The sequence below is a fragment of the Streptomyces collinus Tu 365 genome (assembly GCF_000444875.1).
Lineage (GTDB): Bacteria > Actinomycetota > Actinomycetes > Streptomycetales > Streptomycetaceae > Streptomyces > Streptomyces collinus_A.
In genome coordinates, this window is sequence record NC_021985.1 from 841566 (window position 1) to 860412 (window position 18847).

Genomic DNA, 18847 nt, shown 5'->3' on the forward strand with positions numbered 1-18847 from the left:
GGCCTGGGTACGCATTCCGACCGGAGGGGCGGTGTCGCGATGGCTGAGTACGAACGTTCCCGCACGATGCCCGGACAGCCCGAACACGTCTTCGACCAGGCGTCCAACGTCAACCAGCTCGACGCGTGGCTGCCGGACGCGCTGCACGTCCGGGCCGACGACCCGCCGGCCGTCACGGTCCACGAGGACGACGCGGGCCGGGACACGGCGGCGACGATGCGCGCCGAGAACGAGCAGATGCGCATCGAGTGGGGCACCCGGGACCGGGGCGGCTACGCCGGCTGGCTCCAGGTCGCGGGGATCGGCAGCGGCGCCAGCGAGGTGACCGTGCACCTGTCTTTCTTCGACGAGAGCCACGACCCGGGCGAGGGGAAGGTGTGCGACGCCCTCGACGACAGCCTGCGGCGCCTGGAGGAGCAGGTGCGGATGCGCGTCGACAACACGGCGGGCTGATCCGCCGTGGAGCCCCCCGGCCCGGGCCGCGGCCCGGGCCTCACTCCGTGTGCGCCGGTGGTCTCATCGCCCAGCGGATGGTGCCCACGAGCAGGTGGCCCGCCGGCCGCACGGTGAGGTCCTCGACGAGCGGCACGCGGGGCAGTCGCAGCAGGTTCCGGGCCCAGGACGGCAGGAGCGTCACGGCGCTCGCGGCCAGCGCGCCGTACAGCGGACGCACCGGGAGCGGCAGCGGCGGTTCGAGGAGCAGGAAGCGGGCCGCGGACCGGGCCTCGGGCGTGGCCTCGAGTTCGCCCCGGTAGGCGGCCAGACGCTCGGCGAGGGCCCGGCGGTCGCGCGGCGGGTCGGGCACGCCGAGGGCCTCGGCGACGCGCGCGGTGTCGGCGACGTAGCCGTCGTAGCCGTCCGGGTCCAGCGGGTGGGCGCCGTAGCGCTCGTGGGCGGCGAGGAAGCAGGCGGTCTCGGCCGTGTGCACCCAGCCGAGCAGATGGGGGTCGGCCGCGTGGTACGGCCGCCCGTCCGGTGTGGCGCCGCGCACCTTCTCGTGGATGCCGCGGACGTGGTCGACGGCGTCCTGTGCGTCGGCCGCCGTGCCGTAGGTCGTCACGGCCAGGAAGGTGCTGGTGCGCTGCAGCCGTCCCCAGGGGTCGCCGCGGTATCCGGAGTGCGCGGCCACCGCGGCCATCGCGAGCGGGTGCAGGGACTGGAGCAGCAGGGCGCTCACGCCGCCGACGAACATGGCGGCGTCGCCGTGGACGACCCGGATGGGGCGCTCGGGCCCGAACCACCGGGTGCCGGGGGTGCCGTGGATGCGCGCGCGGACGGCCGGGCCGTCGGGGCCCGCGACCCGGCGGAAGAGCAGCGCCCCCAGCTGGGCGCGGAGGTCGGGCAGCACGCGTCCCCTCCTGTTCGTCACGCCTTCGTTCCTGCGAGCCCGCCGCCCGGCTCCGGCTCACCGGGGGGCGGGCACGTCGTCCCGTTCCCGGTCGGACCGCGGCCACACGTAGGGCAGGTCGTCGGGGGTGGCCGGGAAGGCGTCGGCGTAGGTGTCGTGGTCCTTGCGGACGAGGGCGGAGCGATGGCTGAGGTGGAAGGCCTCGTCGCCGAGCCAGGGCGGGAGCTCCCCGGCGTCCGCCAGGGCCGGCTGGTCGCGTACGTGGGCGCCCGGGCCCGGGTGGGCGGCGGCGAAGTCCGCGACGAGCGAGGCGGCGCAGCTGTCCTGGTGCCCCTGCTCCCGCCAGACCCGGCAGATCTCCAGGCCGTAGCGGACGAGCGCCTCCTCGTACCCGGTCCACATGCGCACGGCGGGGTGCCGGCGCCAGCCGTAGCCGGGCACGGTCAGACCGCGCAGGACCTGGAGCGCCTCGACGCGCTGCTTGCCCAGGCGCCGGCGGTCCAGGAGCAGGGCGGAGCGGCGGAAGTCGGGGTCCGGCAGGAACGTCTGCATGACGGCCGTCCTGGGGTAGAGGTGGGGTCAGGGCCGGTACCCGGTCGCCGAGCGGTCGGCCGCTCCCCCGGCGCCCAGCAGTCCGGTGGCCACGAAGGGCTCCTCGGCCTGGAGCCGGGGCAGCTCGTAGCGGGCCACCCGCAGCACCACCGGGGGGAGGGCGGCGCGGACCGGCTGGACCAGCCGCAGCCAGGCGGGGGCGTACACGGCGGTGCGCCGCCGTTCCAGGCCGCGCACGATCCGGGCGGCCACCGCGTCGACGGGGTGGACACGGCGGGCGGGCGGGGGCATGTGCCCGCGCAGCTCCCGCAGCACGTTGTACCGGTCGGCGTCGCGGATCATGTCGGTGTCGGTCCAGTTGAGGTAGGCGATGCCGACGCCGACGCCCTGGTGGGCGACCTCGGCCCGCAGCGCGTGCGCGAAGGCTTCGACGCCCGCCTTGGAGGCGCAGTAGGCGCTCATCAGGGGGGCGGCGCCGAGGGACGCCAGTGAGGCGATCTGGAGGTGGTAGCCGGCGGTGGCGATCAGGTCGGGCAGGAAGACCCGGGCCGTCTGGGCGCTGCCGGTGAGGTTGACGTCGATCACCCGGCGCCACTCCACCGGGTCCGAGGAGGCGAACGGGCCGCCCTGGGCGATGCCGGCGTTGGCGACGACGACGGACGGGCGCCCGAGGCGCCGGCGGACCTCGCCCGCGGCGGTGCGCAGCGCCTCCAGGTCGGTGACGTCGACCCCGATCGCCAGGGCCGGCGACGGCAGGCGGGCGGCGATCTCCGCCAGCCGGGACCGTTCGTGGCCCAGCAGCGCGAGCCGTCCGCCGCACCGGGCGATCTCCCGGGCGAGCGCGGCCCCCACCCCGCGCGCCGCGCCGGTCACCACGACCGTACGGCCGTGCAGTGGGCTGTCAGGCATCGGTTCACCTGCCTCCCGCGGCGGCGGTCACGGACGGGCCGTGTGGTCGGGGTGCCCGACGGTGCGGCGGGCCTCCTTCATCTCGGCCTCGTACAGGTGGTCGCGGCCCTGGGCCAGTTCGTCCACCGCCGCCCGCTCCAGCTCCTGGAACGGCCGGTAGTACGTGTGGTCGTAGGCCTCGACGATCTGGAACGTCCAGTGCCCGGGGATGATGTTGCGGCCCAGGATCTCGGTCTCGACCTTGTCGGCCCACTCCGGGTGGCCGGCCTCCCGCAGCAGCCGTACCGCGCGGTCGAGTTCGAGGTCGGCCCCGCCGGTCAGCTGGTGGAAGGCGTACAGGCTGCCGCGCGCCCGCTCGGTCGTCTCCAGTGCCTTGGACAGTGATCCGAGGGCCTCGACCGTCTTGTCGTCGACGCCCTCGGGGCGCCGGTGGCGTTCGTCGGGGCCGTCCTGGTGCTCACTCATGCCGTTCCCTGGCTTTCCGTGTTCCGGTCGTGCGGTGTGCGGTAGGTGCCGTCGGTCCGCTGTCGGTACGCCGTCTGCTGTGTTCTCCCTTCGCGGGGCGGTCGGATGCGCGGCCGTCGGACGCGCCCGCCGGCCGGGCGGCCGGTCAGCGTCTGCGGCCGGCACGGTCGCGGCGGGCGAGGACGCGCTGGGCGCGGTTGAGGACCGGCACCCGGTGTCCGCGCAGCGCGGCGCGGGCCGCGTTCGCACCGGGCGCGCCGTGCACGCCGCCGCCGGGGTGGGCGCCGGCGGAGGCCAGGAAGAGGCCGGGCACGGGGGTCTCGGGCCGTCCGGTCCCGGGCACCGGGCGGAAGACGAGCTGCTGGTGCATCGCGGTCGTGCCGCCGTTGATGGCGCCGTCGACGAGGTTGTCGTCGAGTGCCTGCAGGGTGGGCGGGGCGAGGACGCGCCGGGCGCGGATCCGGGCCCGGAAGCCGGGCGCGAAGTGCTCCACCTGGCGCTCGACGCGGTCGGCCATGCGTTCCCGGTCGGTGGCGTCCCAGGCTCCGGTGATGCCCTCGTCGCCCGCGTCCCCGCGGATGTCGTGCGGGACGTGCGTGTAGGCCCAGGCGGACTCGGTGCCCTCCGGGGAGCGTGTCGTGTCGGACAGGGTCATCTGGCCGAACAGGGCGAAGGGGCGGTCGGGCACCTGCCCCATGGCGATCTGCGCGGCGAAGCGGGTGAGTTCGTCCAGGCCGTCGGCCAGGTGAACGGTGCCGGCCCGGTGGGCCTGTTCGGCGCGCCAGGGCACCGGGCCGTCGAGCGCCCAGTCGACCTTGAAGGTGGCGAAGTCCCACTGGAAGCGCCTCAGGTCGGACAGCGTCTGGGCGGGCACGTGCCGGGCGTCGAGCAGGTCGCGGTAGAGCACGGGCACCGCCACGTCGGCGAGTACGGCCTGCCGTGCGGCCACCGCTTCCCCGTCCTGCGTGCGCACGCCCACGGCCCGCCCGCCGCGTACGACGACCTCGACGACGCGCTGTCCGCAGGTCAGCTCTCCCCCGCGGCCGCGCAGCCGCCGTACCAGTGCCTCGGTCAGGGCTCCCGAGCCGCCGACCGGCACCGGGAAGCCGTAGGTCTGCCCCAGCATGGTCATCAGCCAGCCGAACCCGCCGCTGCCGGCCGACTCGGGCGCCAGGTCGGCGTGCAGCGCGTTGCCGGCCAGCAGCAGCGGGCCGCCCTCGCCGCTGAACTCCTCCTCGCCCAGGCGGCGCACCGGGAGGATGAGCGAGCGCGCCATGCGCAGGCCGCCTGCGGCGCGCAGCCGGAGGGCCAGCCGTGCCGTGGCCCTGACCGGCGGGAACGGGGTGAACAGGGCGTCCAGGAGGTCGGGGCGCAGGTGCTGCCAGGTGTCCACCAGGCGATGCCAGGCGGCGCCGTCGCCCGGGGCGAAGGCATCGACGGAGTCGGCGGTGGTCGCGACGCTGCGGTCCAGTACGGCGCACCGGCCGTCGCCGAGCGGATGGGCGAGGACGTGGGGCGCGTGGCTCCAGCGCAGTCCGTGGTCCTCCAGATGGAGTCCGGAGAGGATCGGGGAGGCGGCCGCGAGCGGGTAGAAGGAGCTGAACAGGTCGTTGACGTAGTCGGGATGCACGCCCCGGTCGTGCCGCACCGCGCCGCCCGGCTCCGGCTGCGCCTCGACCACGCGGACGCTCCATCCCGCGTCCGCCAGGAGGTTGGCGGCCACCAGGCCGTTGGGGCCGGCGCCGATCACCACCGCGTCAGGCATGGCCGTCCCCGCCCTCGCAGATCTTGGCGAGCCGGGCGAGCATGGCCCGGTGCCGGAGCTGGATCAGCATCTCGAAGCCGACGTTGTGCAGGGCGCCGCCGGCTCCCTGCAGCGGGTGCTCGTCGACGACGACCAGGCAGTCCTCGCCCCAGGGGCGCAGTTCGATGGCGATGCGGGCGGTGCCGAGCGGTCCCGCGTGCGCCTCCAGCTCCAGGACGGAGCCTTCCTCGCAGTGCCGAACGACCGTCTCGTTGCCGATCCTGAGGGGCCCCAGCTTGACCTGGTAGCCGATGGACGCCGCTTCCTGGGGCCACTGGCCCTTGCGCGGTTCGGACGATTCCGTTCCCACCACCCAGTCGGCGTAGCGCCTGCCGTCGGCGAGCACCTCCCAGACGGTCGCCGGACTGGCCTTGATCAGACGATGCCGCACCGCCACGCGTGCCTCCTGGGGCTGGGTCCGCTTCACAGCCACCGCCGAGTGCCCCGGGGCGGGCCCGTCCAACCGCGCTCCCCCCCGTTCCCGATCACCGGGGAAGCCGAGCGGGAGGATCCGGGCTCTCGGGTGCGCCACGGGCGGATCCGGCCGACCCTGGAGACATGACCGGCAAGCGTCCCGTGATCGTCCAGCTGCCGTCCCCGACCGGCGGCCGGCGGGTGCGGGTGGACGGCGAGATCCTCGGCCTGGCCCACAACGTGCGTGACCTGGTCGAGTTCCTGCGGCGCGCCGGGCTGGAGATCGAGCCGGAGGAGGTCGGCTCGTCCCCGCTCATCGACTGGCGCGGGATGGGACCCGACCGGTGGGAGGCGGAGACGCGGACCTGACCGCCCCGGCGCCGGGAGGTCTCAGTCGCCGTCGGGTCCGGCCGGTCCGCCGGGGCCGGGCGCGGCCGGCGGGCAGAGCACCGGCAGGTCGGCGGGCCGGACCCGGACGGTCACCGGCAGTGTGGCCTCCACCTCGCCGTCGGCGCCGTAGGGGACGGGGCGGCACGCCTCGATGCGCAGTTCCTTGCCGCGCAGGACCCGCACCTCGGGGCGGCGGACGTGGGCGCCCGTCTTCAGCTCGTTCATCAGGGTGAAGAAGAGCCGGCGCGGTGCCTCGCGGATCATGACGACGTCGAGGAGCCCGTCGTCGACGCGGGCGCCGGGCGCGATGAGCCGGCCGGAGCCGTAGTACGGGGAGTTGGCGGCGACGACGGTGTAGCCGCGGTGGGTGTGCTCCTCGCCGTCGACGGTGACGCGGTAGTCGGCCGGCCGCCAGGTGGTGACGGCGCGCAGGCCGCCCGCGTAGTAGGAGGCGGCGCCGCGCAGCAGCCGGGCGTCGTTGGCGTGCCGGTTGGCGAGCGCGTCCACGCCGGCGTACACGCTGCCCAGGACGACGGTGCGGGGGTGGACGGCCGATTCGACCTCGATGGTGTCGACGTGCCGGGGTTCGGCGTGCAGCAGGATGCCGGCGAGCCCGGCCGGGTCGCGGGGCAGGTCCAGGGCCCGGGCGAAGTCGTTGCCGCGTCCGGCGGGCACCAGGCCGAGGACGGTGCCGGTGCCGCTGAGCGCCCCGCCGACGCCGCCGGCCATGCCGTCGCCGCCGACCGCCAGCACCACCCGGCCGCGTTCCCCGGCCTGCCGGGCGATCTCCTGGGCGTGCGCGAGGCTGTCGCTGTACTCCGTCTCCAGACCCGCGCCGGCCTCGCGGAGCAGGCGGGCCACGTGGAGCAGCGTGGCCGCCCCGGTCGAGTCGCCCGCGGTCGGGTTGACGACGGCGGTGAACTGTCGCATGGGTGTGCCTCCGGGCGGTGACGGTAGGGGCGGTACGGCGGGGCGGGCGGGTCAGTCGGTGGGCAGCAGGACGCCGGGGTTGAGGAGTCCGTCGGGGTCCAGGCGGCGTTTGACGGCCAGCAGCGCCTCGATGCCCAGCGGTCCGGCCTCCCTGACGTACCAGTCGCGGTGGTCGGTGCCCACCCCGTGGTGGTGGGTGATGGTGCCGCCCGCGGCGAGCACGGCGTCGTTGGCGGCGTGCTTGGCCGGTGCCCAGTGGGCCACGGGGTCCGCGCCCTGGGCGCTGACGACGGTGAAGTAGAGCGAGGCGCCGTTCTCGTACACGTGGGAGATGTGGCACATCACCAGCGGCGGGGTGCCGGCGCCGGTGAGGGTGTCGGTCAGGGCGGTGCGGACCGCGTCGTACAGCTCGGGAACGCGGGACCAGAAGGCGGCGGTCTCCAGCGTCTCGGCGAACGCCCCGACGTCGAGCAGGGCGTCGCGCAGGTAGGGCGCGGAGTAGCGGCCGTGGGCCCAGCGTTCGCCCGGTCCGGTGCCGGCCAGGGTGCCGCCGCACTCGGTGAGGACGGCCGCGGCCTGCTCCCGGCGCAGTGCGGTCTCCTCGGCGGTGCCCTCGTAGCCGGTGATCGCCATGCAGCCGGCCCCGTTCTCCGGGCCGGCGCCGATGGCGTCCGGCTGGGCGAGGCCGATGAGCGTCTCGGTCTCGTCGGACAGGCGGAGCACGGTCGGCCGGGGCCCGTCCTGGGCGAGTCTGCGCAGGGCTTCGGTGCCTTCCGCGAAGGAGGCGAACCGCCAGCCCTCGTAGACGCGGGTCGCGGGCAGCGGACGGACGCGCACGAGGACGGAGGTGATGACGCCGAAGGCGCCCTCGGAGCCGAGGATCAGCTGGCGCAGGTCGGGTCCGGCGGCGGAGCGGGGGGCGCGGCCGGTCTCGACGGTGCCCTCGGGTGTGGCGAGGGTGAGGCCGAGCACCATGTCGTCGAAGCGGCCGTAGCCGGCGGATGCCTGGCCGCTGGAGCGGGCCGCGGCGAAGCCGCCGATGGTGGCCCACTCGAAGGACTGCGGGAAGTGGCCGAGGGTGAAGCCGTGTTCGGCGAGCAGGGCCTCGGCCTCGGGGGCGCGCAGGCCGGGCTGGAGCACGGCGGTGCGGGAGATCGGGTCCACCGCCTGGAGGCGGTTCATGCGGCGCAGGTCCAGGGCGACGAACGCGCTCCGCTCGGGGGCGAGTCCGCCGACGACGGAGGTGCCGCCGCCGAACGGGACGGCGGCCAGGCCGTGTGCGGCGCAGGCGCGCAGGACGGCGAGGACCTCGTCGTGGGTGGCGGGCAGGACGACCGCCTGCGGGACGTCGGCGACGTCGCCGGCGCGCAGCCGCAGCAGGTCGGGGGTGGACTTGCCGCGGGTGTGCCGGATGCGGCTCTCGGTGTCCGTGCGGACGTGCTCCGCGCCGCCTGCGGCCCGGGCGAGCGCCTCCAGCGCCCCGGGTCCGGCCGTTGGCGCGGGCAGGTCGATGTCCTCCAGGGCGAGGGCCGGGGCGGTGCACGGTGTGACGCCGAGCAGGTCGCGCAGCAGTCCGGTGACCGACTCGGGCAGCGGTGCCGCCTTGGCGGGGTCGCCCCAGCCGTTCCACAGCATGTCCATCGAAGGGTCGTCCTCACAGGTCGGTGTGCTCGGTTCGGGCGGCGGCGTCTCCGCCCGGCCCCCGGGGCGTTACACTGTGACACATGACGCCTATTCGTCACAACGGTGGAGACGGTTCCGGCAACGACCACGTGCTCGACGCGGTGCGCGACTGCGTGCTGGCCGTCGGGGTCCGCCGCACCACCCTCGCCGACGTGGCCCGCCGCGCCGGTGTCTCCCGGATGACCCTGTACCGGCGCTGGCCCGACCTGCGCACCCTGGTGGGCGACCTGATGACCCGCGAGTGGATCGACGTGGCGAGCCGGGCGATCCCCGCCCCCTCGCCCGGCACGGACTCCCGCGCCCGGATCGTGGCGGGCCTGGTGGCGGGGGTGGCGGCGTTCCGCGAGCACCCCCTGTTCCGCAAGATCGTCGACGTCGACCCCGAACTGCTCCTGCCCTACGTGCTGGACCGGCGCGGGGCGAGCCAGGAGGCGCTGCTGGCGCTGCTGGCCGACGCGCTGCGCGAGGGCCACGCGGACGGCTCGGTGCGCGCCGCCCACACCGAACGGCAGGCGCGCGCGCTGCTGCTGATCGTGCAGTCCTTCACCCTGTCCCTGCGCACCATGACCGACGAGGACGACACCGAGCTGGACTCCCCGGCCTTCCTCGGCGAGCTGCGCACCCTTCTGGAGAGGACCCTGACGCCATGAGCCACACCGAGGCACCGACCGGCTCGTCCCTCGGCGCGGACCGCCGTACCCGGGAACTGGCGGAGGCCGCGGACGGCAGAGTGGCCGACGTGCTGGTCGTCGGGCTCGGCGCCACGGGGGCCGGAGCCGCCCTCGACGCGGCCGCCCGGGGCCTCGACGTGGTCGCGGTCGACGCCCACGACCTGGCCTTCGGCACCTCGCGCTGGAGTTCCAAGCTGATCCACGGCGGGCTGCGCTACCTGGCCTCCGCGCAGTTCGACGTCGCCCACGAGAGCGCCGTCGAACGCGGGGTGCTGATGACCCGTACGGCGCCGCACCTGGTGGCGGCGCAGCCGTTCGTGCTGCCGCTGACGCCGCTGGTGTCCCGGGCGCAGGCGTCGCTGGCCTGGGCCGGGTTCCGGGCCGGTGACATGCTGCGCCTGGCCGCCCGTACGCCCCGGCAGGTGCTGCCCGCCCCGCGCCGGCTGTCGGCGACGGAGGCCGGGCACCTGGCGCCCGCGGTGCGCGCGGGGGGCCTGCGCGGCGGGCTGCTGTCCTGGGACGGCCGGGTCACCGACGACGCCCGCCTGGTGACCGCCCTGGCCCGGACCGCCGCCGCGCACGGCGCGCGGGTGCTGACCCGGACCAGGGTGCTGTCGCTGTCCGGGACCGGGGCCCGGGTCCGTGACGAACTCACCGGCGAGGAGGGCGAGATCCGGGCCCGCGCGGTGATCAACGCCGCCGGCGTGTGGGCGGCCGACCTCGTGGACGGCATACGGATCCGCCCCTCGCGCGGCACCCATCTGGTGCTGCGCTCGGAGCGGCTGGGCACCCTGCCGGCCGGGCTGCACATCCCGGTCCCCGGCGAGACCAACCGCTTCGTCCTGGTCCTGCCGCAGGGGGACGGCCGGGTGTACGTCGGGCTCACCGACGAACCGGTCGACGGGCCGCTCCCCGACGTGCCGGAGGTCCCCGAGACCGACATCGGCTTCCTGCTGGACGTGCTGGGGTCCGTGCTGCACGCCCCGGTACGGCGGGACGAGGTCGTCGGCGCCTTCGCGGGGCTGCGGCCCCTGCTGGACAACGGCGGGCACGACGGCGGCGACGGGCGGGCCCGCACCTCCGACATCTCCCGCCGGCACGCGGTGCTGACCTCCTCCGACGGTGTCACCACCATCGTCGGAGGCAAGCTCACCACCTACCGGCGGATGGCACAGGACGCCGTGGACGCGGCCGCGGAGGCCCGCGGCCTGCCCGCGCCCCCCTCCCTCACCGCCGACCTGCCCCTGGTGGGCGCCGCCGCACCCGGCCGGCTGCGCGCCCTGCCCGCGCCGCGCCGCCTGGTCCGCCGCTACGGCACCGAGGCCCCGGCCGTCCTGGCCCTCGCCGAGCGCGAGCCGCAGCTGGCCGAGCGGGTCCTGCCGGGCCATCCGGTCACCCGGGCCGAGCTGGCCTGGGCCGTCCGCCACGAGGGCGCCCTCGACGCGGCGGACCTCCTGGACCGGCGCACCCGCATCGGCCTGGTCCCGGCCGACCGCGCCGAGGCACTGGCGGTCGCCGGCGAGATCCTTTCGGAGGCCCGCGCGCTGAGCTGACCTGAGCGGAGGCGGCGGGGGGCCCGGTCCGGCGGGAATCCTGACGGACGCCGGACGGACGGGGCCCGGGAGCGAACGGCCGCCGGTCCCGCTCCGGGCAGGCGGGGGCTCATCCGGCACGCCCGAAGCGCCACGGAGAGCTCCCGCCTGATCGTGGCCGGTGACTGCCGGCCACACGACCTACCCGAGCGCTCCACGCGTGGGCACGCTCGTCGCCGCGCCGAGCTGCGGCACGGGCGAGCGGGCCCGGCAGCCGCGTAGCCGGATCGAACGCGTCCCGGTCCCCGGCGGGAGCGGGGCGTGCGAGGTGATACGGGCCCGCACGGAGGTGGCCCGGCAGGGAAGTGGTGCCGGCCGGCCCCCGGCCCCGGCCCAGTCCGCGCTCGCCTCCGACCGGCGCGGACGGGCCGGGCCGCCGGGGCCGCTTGCACGCGGACGTGGAGGCCGGGCCGGCCGACGACCGCCCCGCTCCGTTCCGGATGGGCGTCCCCGCCCGGCGGTCCCCTCCGCGGCCGCGGACGGACAGACCGGACGGACAGACCCGCCGACGGGCCGGCCTGCCCGCGCCTGGCAGGCCACGCCGGACGCGGGCCCGACCCGCACCGGCCGACGACCGCCCGCTCGGAGCCGGCTCAGGTGAGCGAGCCCGTCACCGCCAGGTCCCCGGTGCGGGGACGGGGGACCGTGCCGCTCGCCGGGGGCTCCTCGTGGCGCTCCACCCAGGCCGTCAGGGCGGTGAAGGCGGAGCGGTAGCAGGGCAGCATGGGGCGCAGCCGGTCGAGATGGGCGTCGTACAGGCTGTCGACGTGGTTGCCGCCCTCGATCCGGTAGTAGCGGTGCAGCCGGGAACGGCCCCGGTCGGCGATCATGCGGGCGTACACGTCGGACTGGACGGTGATGGGCAGCAGCGCGTCCAGGGTGCCGTGCAGGGTGATCATCGGTTTGCCGATGCGGCCGGTGAGCGCGATCCGGGCGACCGCGTCGTGCACCCGGCGGGGCCGCGCCGCGTAGTCGTAACCGGCGTCGGACGGGCACGGCGCGAAGATCTGCTCGGCGGTCGTTCCGGCCGAGGCGCCGGGGCAGGCGGGGTCGTAGCCGGGGTCGAGCTCCGCACGGTAGATCTTCTGGGTCAGGCCCCAGTACACCTTCTCGTGGTAGGGCCACAGGAACTCCGAGCCCCGGGCGAAACCGGCCGTGTACATGTCCTCGTCACCGGCGCGGCCGAGCCGGCGGGCGACGGCGGTGGGCAGGAAGGTGAGCAGGTTCGGGCCGTCGGCCCGCCACAGCGGGCCCTCCCAGTCGACGCCGCCGTCGTACAGCTCGGGGTGGTTCTCCAGCTGCCAGCGGGTGAGGTAGCCGCTGTTGGAGATCCCCGTCATGTAGGTGCGGCGCGGGGCGTGGCCGTAGTACTGGGCCAGCACCGCCTTGGCCGCCCGGGTGAGCTGGGTGGTGCGCCGGTTCCACTCGACGATCGCGTCGCCCGGACGCTCGCCGTCGGTGTAGAAGTCCGGGCCGCAGTTGCCCTTGTCGGTGGCGGCGAACGCGTAGCCCTGGGCCAGCACCCAGTCGGAGACGATGACGTCCATCGAGTACTGCTTGCGGACCCCCGGCGCCCCGGTGACGACCAGCTTGCCGTTCCAGTCGTCGGGCAGCCGGAGGACGAACTGGGCGTCGTGGTTCCAGCCGTGGTTCGTGTTGAGGCGCGAGGTGCCGGGGAAGTAGCCGTCGATCTGCAGACCGGGCACACCGGAGGGGTTGCGGGTGCCCTGGGCCGTGAGTCCGGCCCAGTCGGCGGGGTCGGTGTACGGCGTGCCGGTGAGGGCGCCGGTGGTCAGGTCGTCGTGGCGGGAGAGCTGCTGCCGTTCTGCACCGGGGACCGTGAGCCGGCGCCGGGCCGCGGAGCCGCCGTCGGCCCGGGCCGCGGCGGCGGGGGTGACCGCGGACGCCGCCAGCAGCGCGGCGGACAGGAGCGTGGTTCGTCGACTGGGGAGCATGACGCACATCGTTGGCCTCCCCGGCCGCCGCGACCATGGGCCCGACACCCACTCCAGCGGCGCCTTCAGTAGAGACGGCCCACATGCTTTTCCGGGTCGAGCGCCCCGGTGACGGCGAGCGGTCCCCGGCGTGCGGGGCGCCGACGGCTGCGGCACCCTACGGAGAGGGACAGCGAAGGGACATACCGTGGCCGAGGGTGGAAGGCCGCTCCGGCCGTCCGGACCGGGCCGGGAGGACGACGGCGCACCGGCGCACGAACCCCGGGCACGCCGGGACCGCGGGCGCTTTGCGCCCCGACTCGAACGGGTGATCGTACGGCGGACTCCCCCGCTCGGGAACGGCTCTCCCCCCGGGTTCACCGGAGTGGAGCACGGAACCTGCTGACCCGGCCGCTCGTCCCGGGCACGTACCCGGGAGACGGGATCCTGAGGAGTGATGCGACATGAGCCTCGACCCCGCGTCCAACCCGCCCGCACCCGCGGTGCGGCCCTGGACCGTCGACGACCTGCCCGCGCTCGAACCCGACCCGTTCCTGGACGAGGTGCTCCGTGAGGAGCCGATCACCCGGATCGCGCTGCCCCACGGCTCCGGGCACGCGTGGCTGGTCACCCGCTACGAGGACGTCCGCTTCGTCACCTCCGACCCGCGCTTCTCGCGCGAAGAGGTCGTGGGCCGCGACGTGACCAGCATGGCGCCGCAGGCCGTGGCGTCGCAGACCGCCGGCCTGCAGTACATCGACCCGCCCCGGCACACCCGGCTGCGCCGGGTGGTGGCCCGGGCGTTCACCGCCCGCGGCATGGAGCGGCTGCGGCCCATGGCGGAACGCACCGCCCACCGGATGCTGGACGCCATGGAGAAGGCCGGTCCTCCCGCCGACCTCATGGAGCACCTGCACACCCCCTTCCCCATCGCCGTCGTCTGCTTCTTCCTGGGCGCCGACGAGGACGACTGGCACCAGTGGGCGGGCAACTCCGAAGCCCTGCTCTCCCAGTCCACGGACGCCGAACGCAACCGGGCGGCCCGTATGGCGACCCGCGGCCGGGTCGTCGACCTGCTGCGCCGGCGTCGCGACGAGCCCCGGGACGATCTCGCGGGCGTACTGGCCCAGGCCGCCGAGGCCGGCGAGATCACGGACGACGAGGCCGTCTCCCTGGCCATGGCCGTCTACGTGAGCGGCGGCCACGCGGTGCGCAACAATAGCGGCTCCATGATGTACGCGCTGCTCACCCATCCGGAGCAGCTCGAACAGCTCCACGCCGATCCCGCCCTGCTGCCCAGGGCCGTCGAGGAGCTGTTCCGGTTCGTCCCCCACCGCAACGGCGTCGGCATCCCCCGCATCGCCCTGGAGGACGTGGAGCTGGGCGGTCACCTGATCCGCGCGGGCGAGGTCGTGTACAACGCCTACGTCGCCGCCAACCGCGATCCCGGGGTGTTCCCCGACCCCGACGCGCTGGACTTCGGCCGGGAGGGCCCCGGCCACCTCGCCTTCGGGCACGGCCCGCACTTCTGCCTGGCCGCCCTGATGGCCCGCATGGAGGCCGAGGTCATGATCAGGGCCGTGCTCGACCGGTTCCCCGGTCTCCGGCTCGCGGTCCCGGCCGACGAGGTCGAGTTCCAGCGCGAGGGCCTCATCCGCGGGCCGCGCACCCTCCCGGTGACCTGGTGGGACGACAGGGCCTGAGGGAGGACCGAGTTGCCCTGCGTCGTACCCGGCCTAGGGCAGGATCGAGTCGACGTAGCCGCCGTCCACGCGCAGGGCTCCCCCGGTGGTGGCGGACGCCTGCTCGGAGCTGAGGTAGACGACCATGTGGGCGATCTCCTCGGGCTCGATCAGCCGCTGGAGCAGGGACTGCGGGCGGTACTGCCGCATGAAGGCGCGCTGGGCCTCGTCCCAGGGCAGGTCGCGGTCGACGAGTTCGTACACGAAGTCCTCGACGCCGCCTGTGTGGGTGGGCCCGGCGATGACGGAGTTCACCGTCACGCCGGTGCCCGCCGCCTTCTTGGCGAAGCCCCGGCTCACCGCCAGCAGCGCGGTCTTCGACATCCCGTAGTGGATCATCTCCGCCGGGATGACGACCGCCGAGTCGCTGGCGACGTACTGGACGCGTCCCCAGCCGCGTTCGGTCATGCCCGGCAGGTAGAGCCGGGTGAGCCGCACGGCCGCGAGAACATTGACCTCGAAGTAGCGGCGCCACTCCTCGTCGGTGATCTCCAGCGGGTCGGCCGTGCCGAAGATGCCGAGGTTGTTGACGAGGATGTCCACCCGCGGCAGCGTCCGCGCCACCTGCTCCGCGCCGTCCTCGCCGGACAGGTCGGCGGCCACCGGCACGAGATCGGCTCCGGGCACCTCCTGCGCCAGCGCGGCGACGCTGTCGGCCGTGCGCCGCTCGTCACGTCCGTTGACCGCGACCCGTGCCCCGGCCCGGGCGAGACCGGCCGCGATCGCCGCGCCGATGCCCTGCGTCGAGCCGGTGACCAGAGCGGTGCGTCCTGAGAGATCGATGTGCATGAGTGAGCGGTTTCCCCTTTCCCCGTCCCGGGATGCGTGCCGTGGTCCGTCCGTGCGATCGCCCCGGTGGCCCGAGGCGGCGGATACTCGGTACGTCGGTGGACGCGCGGGCACTCCCGGGAGGAAGGGCGCGGCGGATGCGGTCGGCAGCTTGCTTCACCCCGCTGGGCGGGGCCCCCGCATGGCTGCGGGCCCACGACCCCGGCCTCGCCGCCACCCGACGCGCCGCGCGCACCGCGCTGGTGATGCCGGCCCTGTTCGCCCTGTGCGGTCAGGTGTTCCACTCCCCGGCGATGGCGACATACGCGGCGTTCGGGTCCTTCTCGATGCTCCTGCTGGTCGAGTTCACCGGGCCCGTGGTGCAGCGGCTGCGCGCCCACGCGGGCCTCGCGGTGGCCTGGGCGGTGCTCATCTGCCTGGGCACCCTCGCCGCCCGGCAGGGCGTGGTCGCGGTCGCCGCCACGGTCGCGGTCGCCTTCGTGGTGCTGTTCTCCGGGGTCGTCAGCTCCGTGCTCGCCGGGGCGTCTACGGCGCTGCTGCTCGCCTTCGTGCTGCCGGTGACCACGCCCGCGCCGCTGTCACAGCTGCCCGAGCGGCTCGCCGGCGCGGGACTCGCCTCGGCCGCCGCCCTGCTCGCCGTGCCGCTGCTGTGGCCGCGGCCGGCCGACGACCCGCTGAGCGCGCCGGCGGCACGGGTCTGCCGGGCGGCGGCGACACAGCTGCGCCTGGACACCTCGCACCTGACGGGCGGCGCCCACGCCCCGGGCCTGCCCGCGTGCCGGCGGGCCGCCGGCACGACCACCGCCGCCACGGCCGCGCTGCGCGACGCCTTCCAGGACACCCCGTACCGGCCCACCGGTCTGTCCGCCGGCTCGCGCGCCCTGGTGCGCCTGGTCGACGAGCTGACCTGGCTCAGCGCCATCGTGCAGGACAACGCTCCCCCGCCCGGGGGCCACGCGCGCTGCGACCCCCTCGCCCGCGCGGTGCGGCTGACCGCCGCGTCCGTGCTGGAGCTGACGGCCGCACTGCTGGAGGAGCCGCACGGCTCCCCGGTGGCGCTGCGCGCCCGGACGGCCGAACTGCGCGAGGCCATGAGCCGCATGGAGCGCGGCGCCACCGCCCGGCTCCCGGTCCACCTGCCCGGCCCGGACACCGAGCCGGAGGTGCTCGCCTTCCTCTCGACCCTCGACCTGTCGTTCCGCGCCCAGGAACTGGGCTTCGCCACCCTTCAGATCGCGGACAACGTGGACCTGGTGGCGGCGGCGGAACGACGCAGCTGGGCCGAGCGCCTGCTCGGCCTCGAACCGGGCGGCCCGGCCCAGCCGCTGGCCGCGGCGCGCGAGCGGGCCGTCGCGCACCTGAGGCCCAACTCGGTGTGGCTGCACAACAGCCTGCGCGGCGCGGCCGGTCTGGGCATCGCGGTCGCCCTGGTGCAGCTCACGGGCGTCCAGCACTCGTTCTGGGTGCTGCTGGGAACCCTGTCGGTGCTGCGCTCGAACGCGCTCAGCACCGGGCAGAACGCGGTCCGCGCGCTCGGTGGCACCCTGGTCGGCTCGGTCGTCGGAGCCGCGCTGCTCCAGCTCATCGGTCATCACGGCACCGCGCTGTGGTTCCTGCTGCCCGTGGCGGTGCTGGTCGCCGGCATCGCGCCGGCAGCCGTGTCCTTCGCCGCGGGCCAGGCGGCCTTCACCATCACCCTGGCGATCCTGTTCAACATCGGGCAGAACCCCGACTGGCACATCGTGCTGCTGCGTCTTCAGGACATCGGTCTCGGCTGCGCCGTCAGCGTGCTCGTGGGCCTGTTCTTCTGGCCGCGCGGCGCGGCGGCGGCCGTGGACCGGGCGCTCGCGGAGGCGTACGCGGGCAGTGCCCGCTATCTCGCGCGGGCCGTCGCGTACGGTGTGCGCCGCTGCGGGAACCGGCCCTCGGCGGCGGACGCCCCACTGGCCGAGGGGCTGGAGGCGGCGGCCGCCGCACGCCGGCTGGACGACGCCTTCCGCAGCTTCCTGGCGGAGCGCGGCGCCAAACCGGTCCCGCTGGCGGACCTGACCACCCTGGTCACCGGCATCGTCGGACTGCGGCTGGCCGCGGACGCGGTGCTCGGCCTGTGGCAGCGCGCGGACGAGCTGCACGCGGGCACGGACCGGGCTCAGGCACGGCTCGTACTGCTGAGCGCGGCGGGCCGGGTGTCCGGCTGGTACCGGGACCTCGCCCTGAGCCTGACCGGTCACACCGCCGTCCGCGACCCCCTGCCGCGCAACCCCGCGGCCGAGGCCGACCTGGTCGAGTCGGTCCGCGAGGACCTGCGCGACGACGAGGGCCGGGCCTCCGACACGGCCGTACGCATCATCTGGACCGTCGACCACCTCAACGCGGCCCGCAGGCTCCAGCCCGGCCTGGCCGCCGCGGCCGCGCCGGGCGACGGCGCCGCGTGAGCCGTACGCGGGTCACGCGGCGCTCGCTCGTCGCCGGGTACGCGGGTCACGCGTCATCGAGCCGGCGCACGTCCTCCTCGTCCCAGGTACGGGTGTCGCGCGGCTCGACGTACGGCTCCGCGTCCGGCGGGTACCCGCCCGCGATGGCGCGCTGGCGCACGGTCTCGGCGTCGAACTCCAGGCCGAGCAGGACCGCCAGGTTGCTGATCCACAGCCAGATGAGGAAGACGATGACACCGGCCATGGCCCCGTAGGTCTTGTTGTAGGACGCGAACCCGGCGACGTACAGCGCGAACCCGGCGGACGCCGCCATCCAGAGGAACAGGGCGAGGAAGCTGCCCGGGGTGATCCAGCGGAACCCCTTCACCTTGGCGTTCGGGGCGGCCCAGTACAGGATCCCGATCATCAGGGTGACGAGCAGGACGAGGACCGGCCACTTGGCGATCGACCATGCGGTCAGCGCGGTGTCGCCCATGCCGATCGCCTGCCCGGCGCGGCGGGCGATGCCCCCGGTGAACACCACGATCAGCGCGCTGGCCACGGCGAGCAGCATCAGGACGACCGTGACGCCGACGCGCACCGGCAGGATCTTCCACACCGGACGGCCCTCGGGCACGTCGTAGACGGCGTTGGAGGCGCGGATGAACGCGGCGACGTAGCCGGAGGCCGACCAGACCGCCAGCACGACGCCGACGAGGGCGAGGACGGATCCGGTGCCGGCGCTGCCCTGCAACTGCTCCACGGAGCGGGTCAGGATGTCGCGGGCCGGTCCCGGCGCGAGGTGCTTGAGGTTGCTCAGCACCTTGTCCGTGGTGGACCTGCCGGTGACGCCGAGCAGGGAGACCAGTACCAGCAGCGCCGGGAAGAGGGACAGCACCGCGTAGTAGGTCAGTGCGGCGGCCCGGTCGGTCAGCTCGTCGTCCTTGAACTCGCGCAGCGCGCCCTTGAGGACCTTGCCCCAGGCCTGCTTGGGGAGTTCGGTCGGCGCGTCGGGAGCCCGCCGCTCGACCTCGGGGCCGGGGCCGGCCTCCTCCGGCGCCGGCACCGCGGGTTCCCGCGCCTTCTCGGCCGCGTCGTGGTCGTGATCCTTGTGCCCTGGAAGATGCAGCTTCGCCATGTTCCCCGGGTACCCCGGTCTGCCGGGCTACGCCGCCCGAAGCGTGGCCGGCCCGCCCGGACGCCCGGTCAC

The 18847-nt window shown here is 75.3% G+C and carries 17 protein-coding genes; 6 read left to right on the forward strand and 11 right to left on the reverse strand.

Annotation, left to right across the window (positions count from 1 at the left end):
- The first annotated feature begins 39 nt into the window (after positions 1-39).
- Positions 40-453: an SRPBCC family protein gene (locus B446_RS03285; protein WP_020937987.1), complete on the forward strand. Its 414-nt coding sequence runs from the start codon at positions 40-42 to the stop codon at positions 451-453.
- A 40-nt stretch (positions 454-493) separates the two neighbouring features.
- Here the strand turns inward: B446_RS03285 and B446_RS03290 are convergent, their stop codons facing one another.
- The 6 genes from B446_RS03290 to B446_RS03315 all read right to left on the reverse strand — a co-directional run bounded on the left by B446_RS03290 (position 494) and on the right by B446_RS03315 (position 5475).
- Positions 494-1345 carry an oxygenase MpaB family protein gene (locus B446_RS03290; protein WP_419184168.1) on the reverse strand — a complete coding sequence of 284 codons (852 nt, stop codon included), beginning with the start codon at positions 1343-1345 and terminating at the stop codon, positions 494-496.
- Positions 1346-1405: 60 nt separating this feature from the next.
- Complete coding sequence (locus B446_RS03295) at positions 1406-1900, reverse strand: MSMEG_6728 family protein (RefSeq protein ID WP_020937989.1); 495 nt, start codon at positions 1898-1900, stop codon at positions 1406-1408.
- A gap of 27 nt (positions 1901-1927) precedes the next feature.
- Positions 1928-2809, reverse strand: coding sequence for an SDR family oxidoreductase (locus tag B446_RS03300; protein ID WP_020937990.1), 882 nt, complete (start codon positions 2807-2809; stop codon positions 1928-1930).
- Positions 2810-2836: 27 nt separating this feature from the next.
- The gene (locus B446_RS03305; RefSeq protein WP_020937991.1) at positions 2837-3274 is read right to left on the reverse strand and encodes a hypothetical protein; all 438 of its coding nucleotides are present in this window, start codon (positions 3272-3274) and stop codon (positions 2837-2839) included.
- A 145-nt stretch (positions 3275-3419) separates the two neighbouring features.
- On the reverse strand, positions 3420-5039 hold the full coding sequence (locus B446_RS03310; protein WP_020937992.1) for a phytoene desaturase family protein: 1620 nt from the start codon (positions 5037-5039) through the stop codon (positions 3420-3422).
- Entirely contained in the window at positions 5032-5475 is a 444-nt protein-coding gene (locus B446_RS03315) for an SRPBCC family protein (protein ID WP_020937993.1), read from the reverse strand. Before B446_RS03315 ends, B446_RS03310 begins: the two co-directional genes overlap by 8 nt.
- A 161-nt stretch (positions 5476-5636) precedes the next feature.
- Between B446_RS03315 and B446_RS03320 the strand changes: the two genes are divergently transcribed.
- Entirely contained in the window at positions 5637-5861 is a 225-nt protein-coding gene (locus B446_RS03320) for a hypothetical protein (protein ID WP_020937994.1), read from the forward strand.
- Between the two features lie 21 nt (positions 5862-5882).
- On the opposite strand, the gene B446_RS03325 is transcribed toward B446_RS03320, so the two are convergent.
- Positions 5883-6812 carry a YegS/Rv2252/BmrU family lipid kinase gene (locus B446_RS03325; protein ID WP_020937995.1) on the reverse strand — a complete coding sequence of 310 codons (930 nt, stop codon included), beginning with the start codon at positions 6810-6812 and terminating at the stop codon, positions 5883-5885.
- 51 nt (positions 6813-6863) lie between these two features.
- Positions 6864-8453, reverse strand: coding sequence for an FAD-binding oxidoreductase (locus tag B446_RS03330; protein WP_020937996.1), 1590 nt, complete (start codon positions 8451-8453; stop codon positions 6864-6866).
- Positions 8454-8536: 83 nt separating this feature from the next.
- Here B446_RS03330 and B446_RS03335 point away from each other — a divergent pair, with 83 nt between their 5' ends.
- A complete protein-coding gene (locus tag B446_RS03335; protein ID WP_043474666.1) occupies positions 8537-9145 on the forward strand; it encodes a TetR/AcrR family transcriptional regulator in 609 nt (202 codons plus the stop codon).
- Positions 9142-10719, forward strand: a complete 1578-nt coding sequence (locus B446_RS03340; protein WP_020937998.1) for a glycerol-3-phosphate dehydrogenase/oxidase — start codon at positions 9142-9144, stop codon at positions 10717-10719. Before B446_RS03335 ends, B446_RS03340 begins: the two co-directional genes overlap by 4 nt.
- 632 nt (positions 10720-11351) lie before the next feature.
- Here the strand turns inward: B446_RS03340 and B446_RS03345 are convergent.
- The gene (locus B446_RS03345; protein WP_193384426.1) at positions 11352-12713 is read right to left on the reverse strand and encodes a tannase/feruloyl esterase family alpha/beta hydrolase; all 1362 of its coding nucleotides are present in this window, start codon (positions 12711-12713) and stop codon (positions 11352-11354) included.
- A 443-nt stretch (positions 12714-13156) separates the two neighbouring features.
- On the opposite strand from B446_RS03345, the gene B446_RS03350 reads away from it, so the two are divergent.
- Positions 13157-14395, forward strand: a complete 1239-nt coding sequence (locus tag B446_RS03350) for a cytochrome P450 (RefSeq protein ID WP_020938000.1) — start codon at positions 13157-13159, stop codon at positions 14393-14395.
- Positions 14396-14428: 33 nt separating this feature from the next.
- Here B446_RS03350 and B446_RS03355 read toward each other — a convergent pair whose 3' ends face one another.
- Positions 14429-15223 (reverse strand): SDR family NAD(P)-dependent oxidoreductase, encoded by a 795-nt coding sequence (locus B446_RS03355; protein WP_020938001.1) that lies wholly within the window; start codon positions 15221-15223, stop codon positions 14429-14431.
- Positions 15224-15360: 137 nt separating this feature from the next.
- Here B446_RS03355 and B446_RS03360 point away from each other — a divergent pair, with 137 nt between their 5' ends.
- A complete protein-coding gene (locus tag B446_RS03360; RefSeq protein ID WP_020938002.1) occupies positions 15361-17658 on the forward strand; it encodes an FUSC family protein in 2298 nt (765 codons plus the stop codon).
- A gap of 46 nt (positions 17659-17704) precedes the next feature.
- On the opposite strand, the gene B446_RS03365 is transcribed toward B446_RS03360, so the two are convergent.
- A complete protein-coding gene (locus B446_RS03365; protein WP_020938003.1) occupies positions 17705-18775 on the reverse strand; it encodes a YihY/virulence factor BrkB family protein in 1071 nt (356 codons plus the stop codon).
- Positions 18776-18847 lie beyond the last annotated feature (72 nt).

Excerpts from the sequence above, each read along its gene's own strand:
- B446_RS03285 (WP_020937987.1), top strand. The coding sequence starts at position 40 with ATGGCTGAGTACGAACGTTCCCGCACGATGCCCGGACAGCCCGAACAC.
- B446_RS03295 (WP_020937989.1), bottom strand. The coding sequence starts at position 1,900 with ATGCAGACGTTCCTGCCGGACCCCGACTTCCGCCGCTCCGCCCTGCTC.
- B446_RS03300 (WP_020937990.1), bottom strand. The coding sequence starts at position 2,809 with ATGCCTGACAGCCCACTGCACGGCCGTACGGTCGTGGTGACCGGCGCG.
- B446_RS03305 (WP_020937991.1), bottom strand. The coding sequence starts at position 3,274 with ATGAGTGAGCACCAGGACGGCCCCGACGAACGCCACCGGCGCCCCGAG.
- B446_RS03310 (WP_020937992.1), bottom strand. The coding sequence starts at position 5,039 with ATGCCTGACGCGGTGGTGATCGGCGCCGGCCCCAACGGCCTGGTGGCC.
- B446_RS03320 (WP_020937994.1), top strand. The coding sequence starts at position 5,637 with ATGACCGGCAAGCGTCCCGTGATCGTCCAGCTGCCGTCCCCGACCGGC.
- B446_RS03325 (WP_020937995.1), bottom strand. The coding sequence starts at position 6,812 with ATGCGACAGTTCACCGCCGTCGTCAACCCGACCGCGGGCGACTCGACC.
- B446_RS03330 (WP_020937996.1), bottom strand. The coding sequence starts at position 8,453 with ATGGACATGCTGTGGAACGGCTGGGGCGACCCCGCCAAGGCGGCACCG.
- B446_RS03335 (WP_043474666.1), top strand. The coding sequence starts at position 8,537 with ATGACGCCTATTCGTCACAACGGTGGAGACGGTTCCGGCAACGACCAC.
- B446_RS03340 (WP_020937998.1), top strand. The coding sequence starts at position 9,142 with ATGAGCCACACCGAGGCACCGACCGGCTCGTCCCTCGGCGCGGACCGC.
- B446_RS03345 (WP_193384426.1), bottom strand. The coding sequence starts at position 12,713 with ATGCTCCCCAGTCGACGAACCACGCTCCTGTCCGCCGCGCTGCTGGCG.
- B446_RS03350 (WP_020938000.1), top strand. The coding sequence starts at position 13,157 with ATGAGCCTCGACCCCGCGTCCAACCCGCCCGCACCCGCGGTGCGGCCC.
- B446_RS03355 (WP_020938001.1), bottom strand. The coding sequence starts at position 15,223 with ATGCACATCGATCTCTCAGGACGCACCGCTCTGGTCACCGGCTCGACG.
- B446_RS03360 (WP_020938002.1), top strand. The coding sequence starts at position 15,361 with ATGCGGTCGGCAGCTTGCTTCACCCCGCTGGGCGGGGCCCCCGCATGG.
- B446_RS03365 (WP_020938003.1), bottom strand. The coding sequence starts at position 18,775 with ATGGCGAAGCTGCATCTTCCAGGGCACAAGGATCACGACCACGACGCG.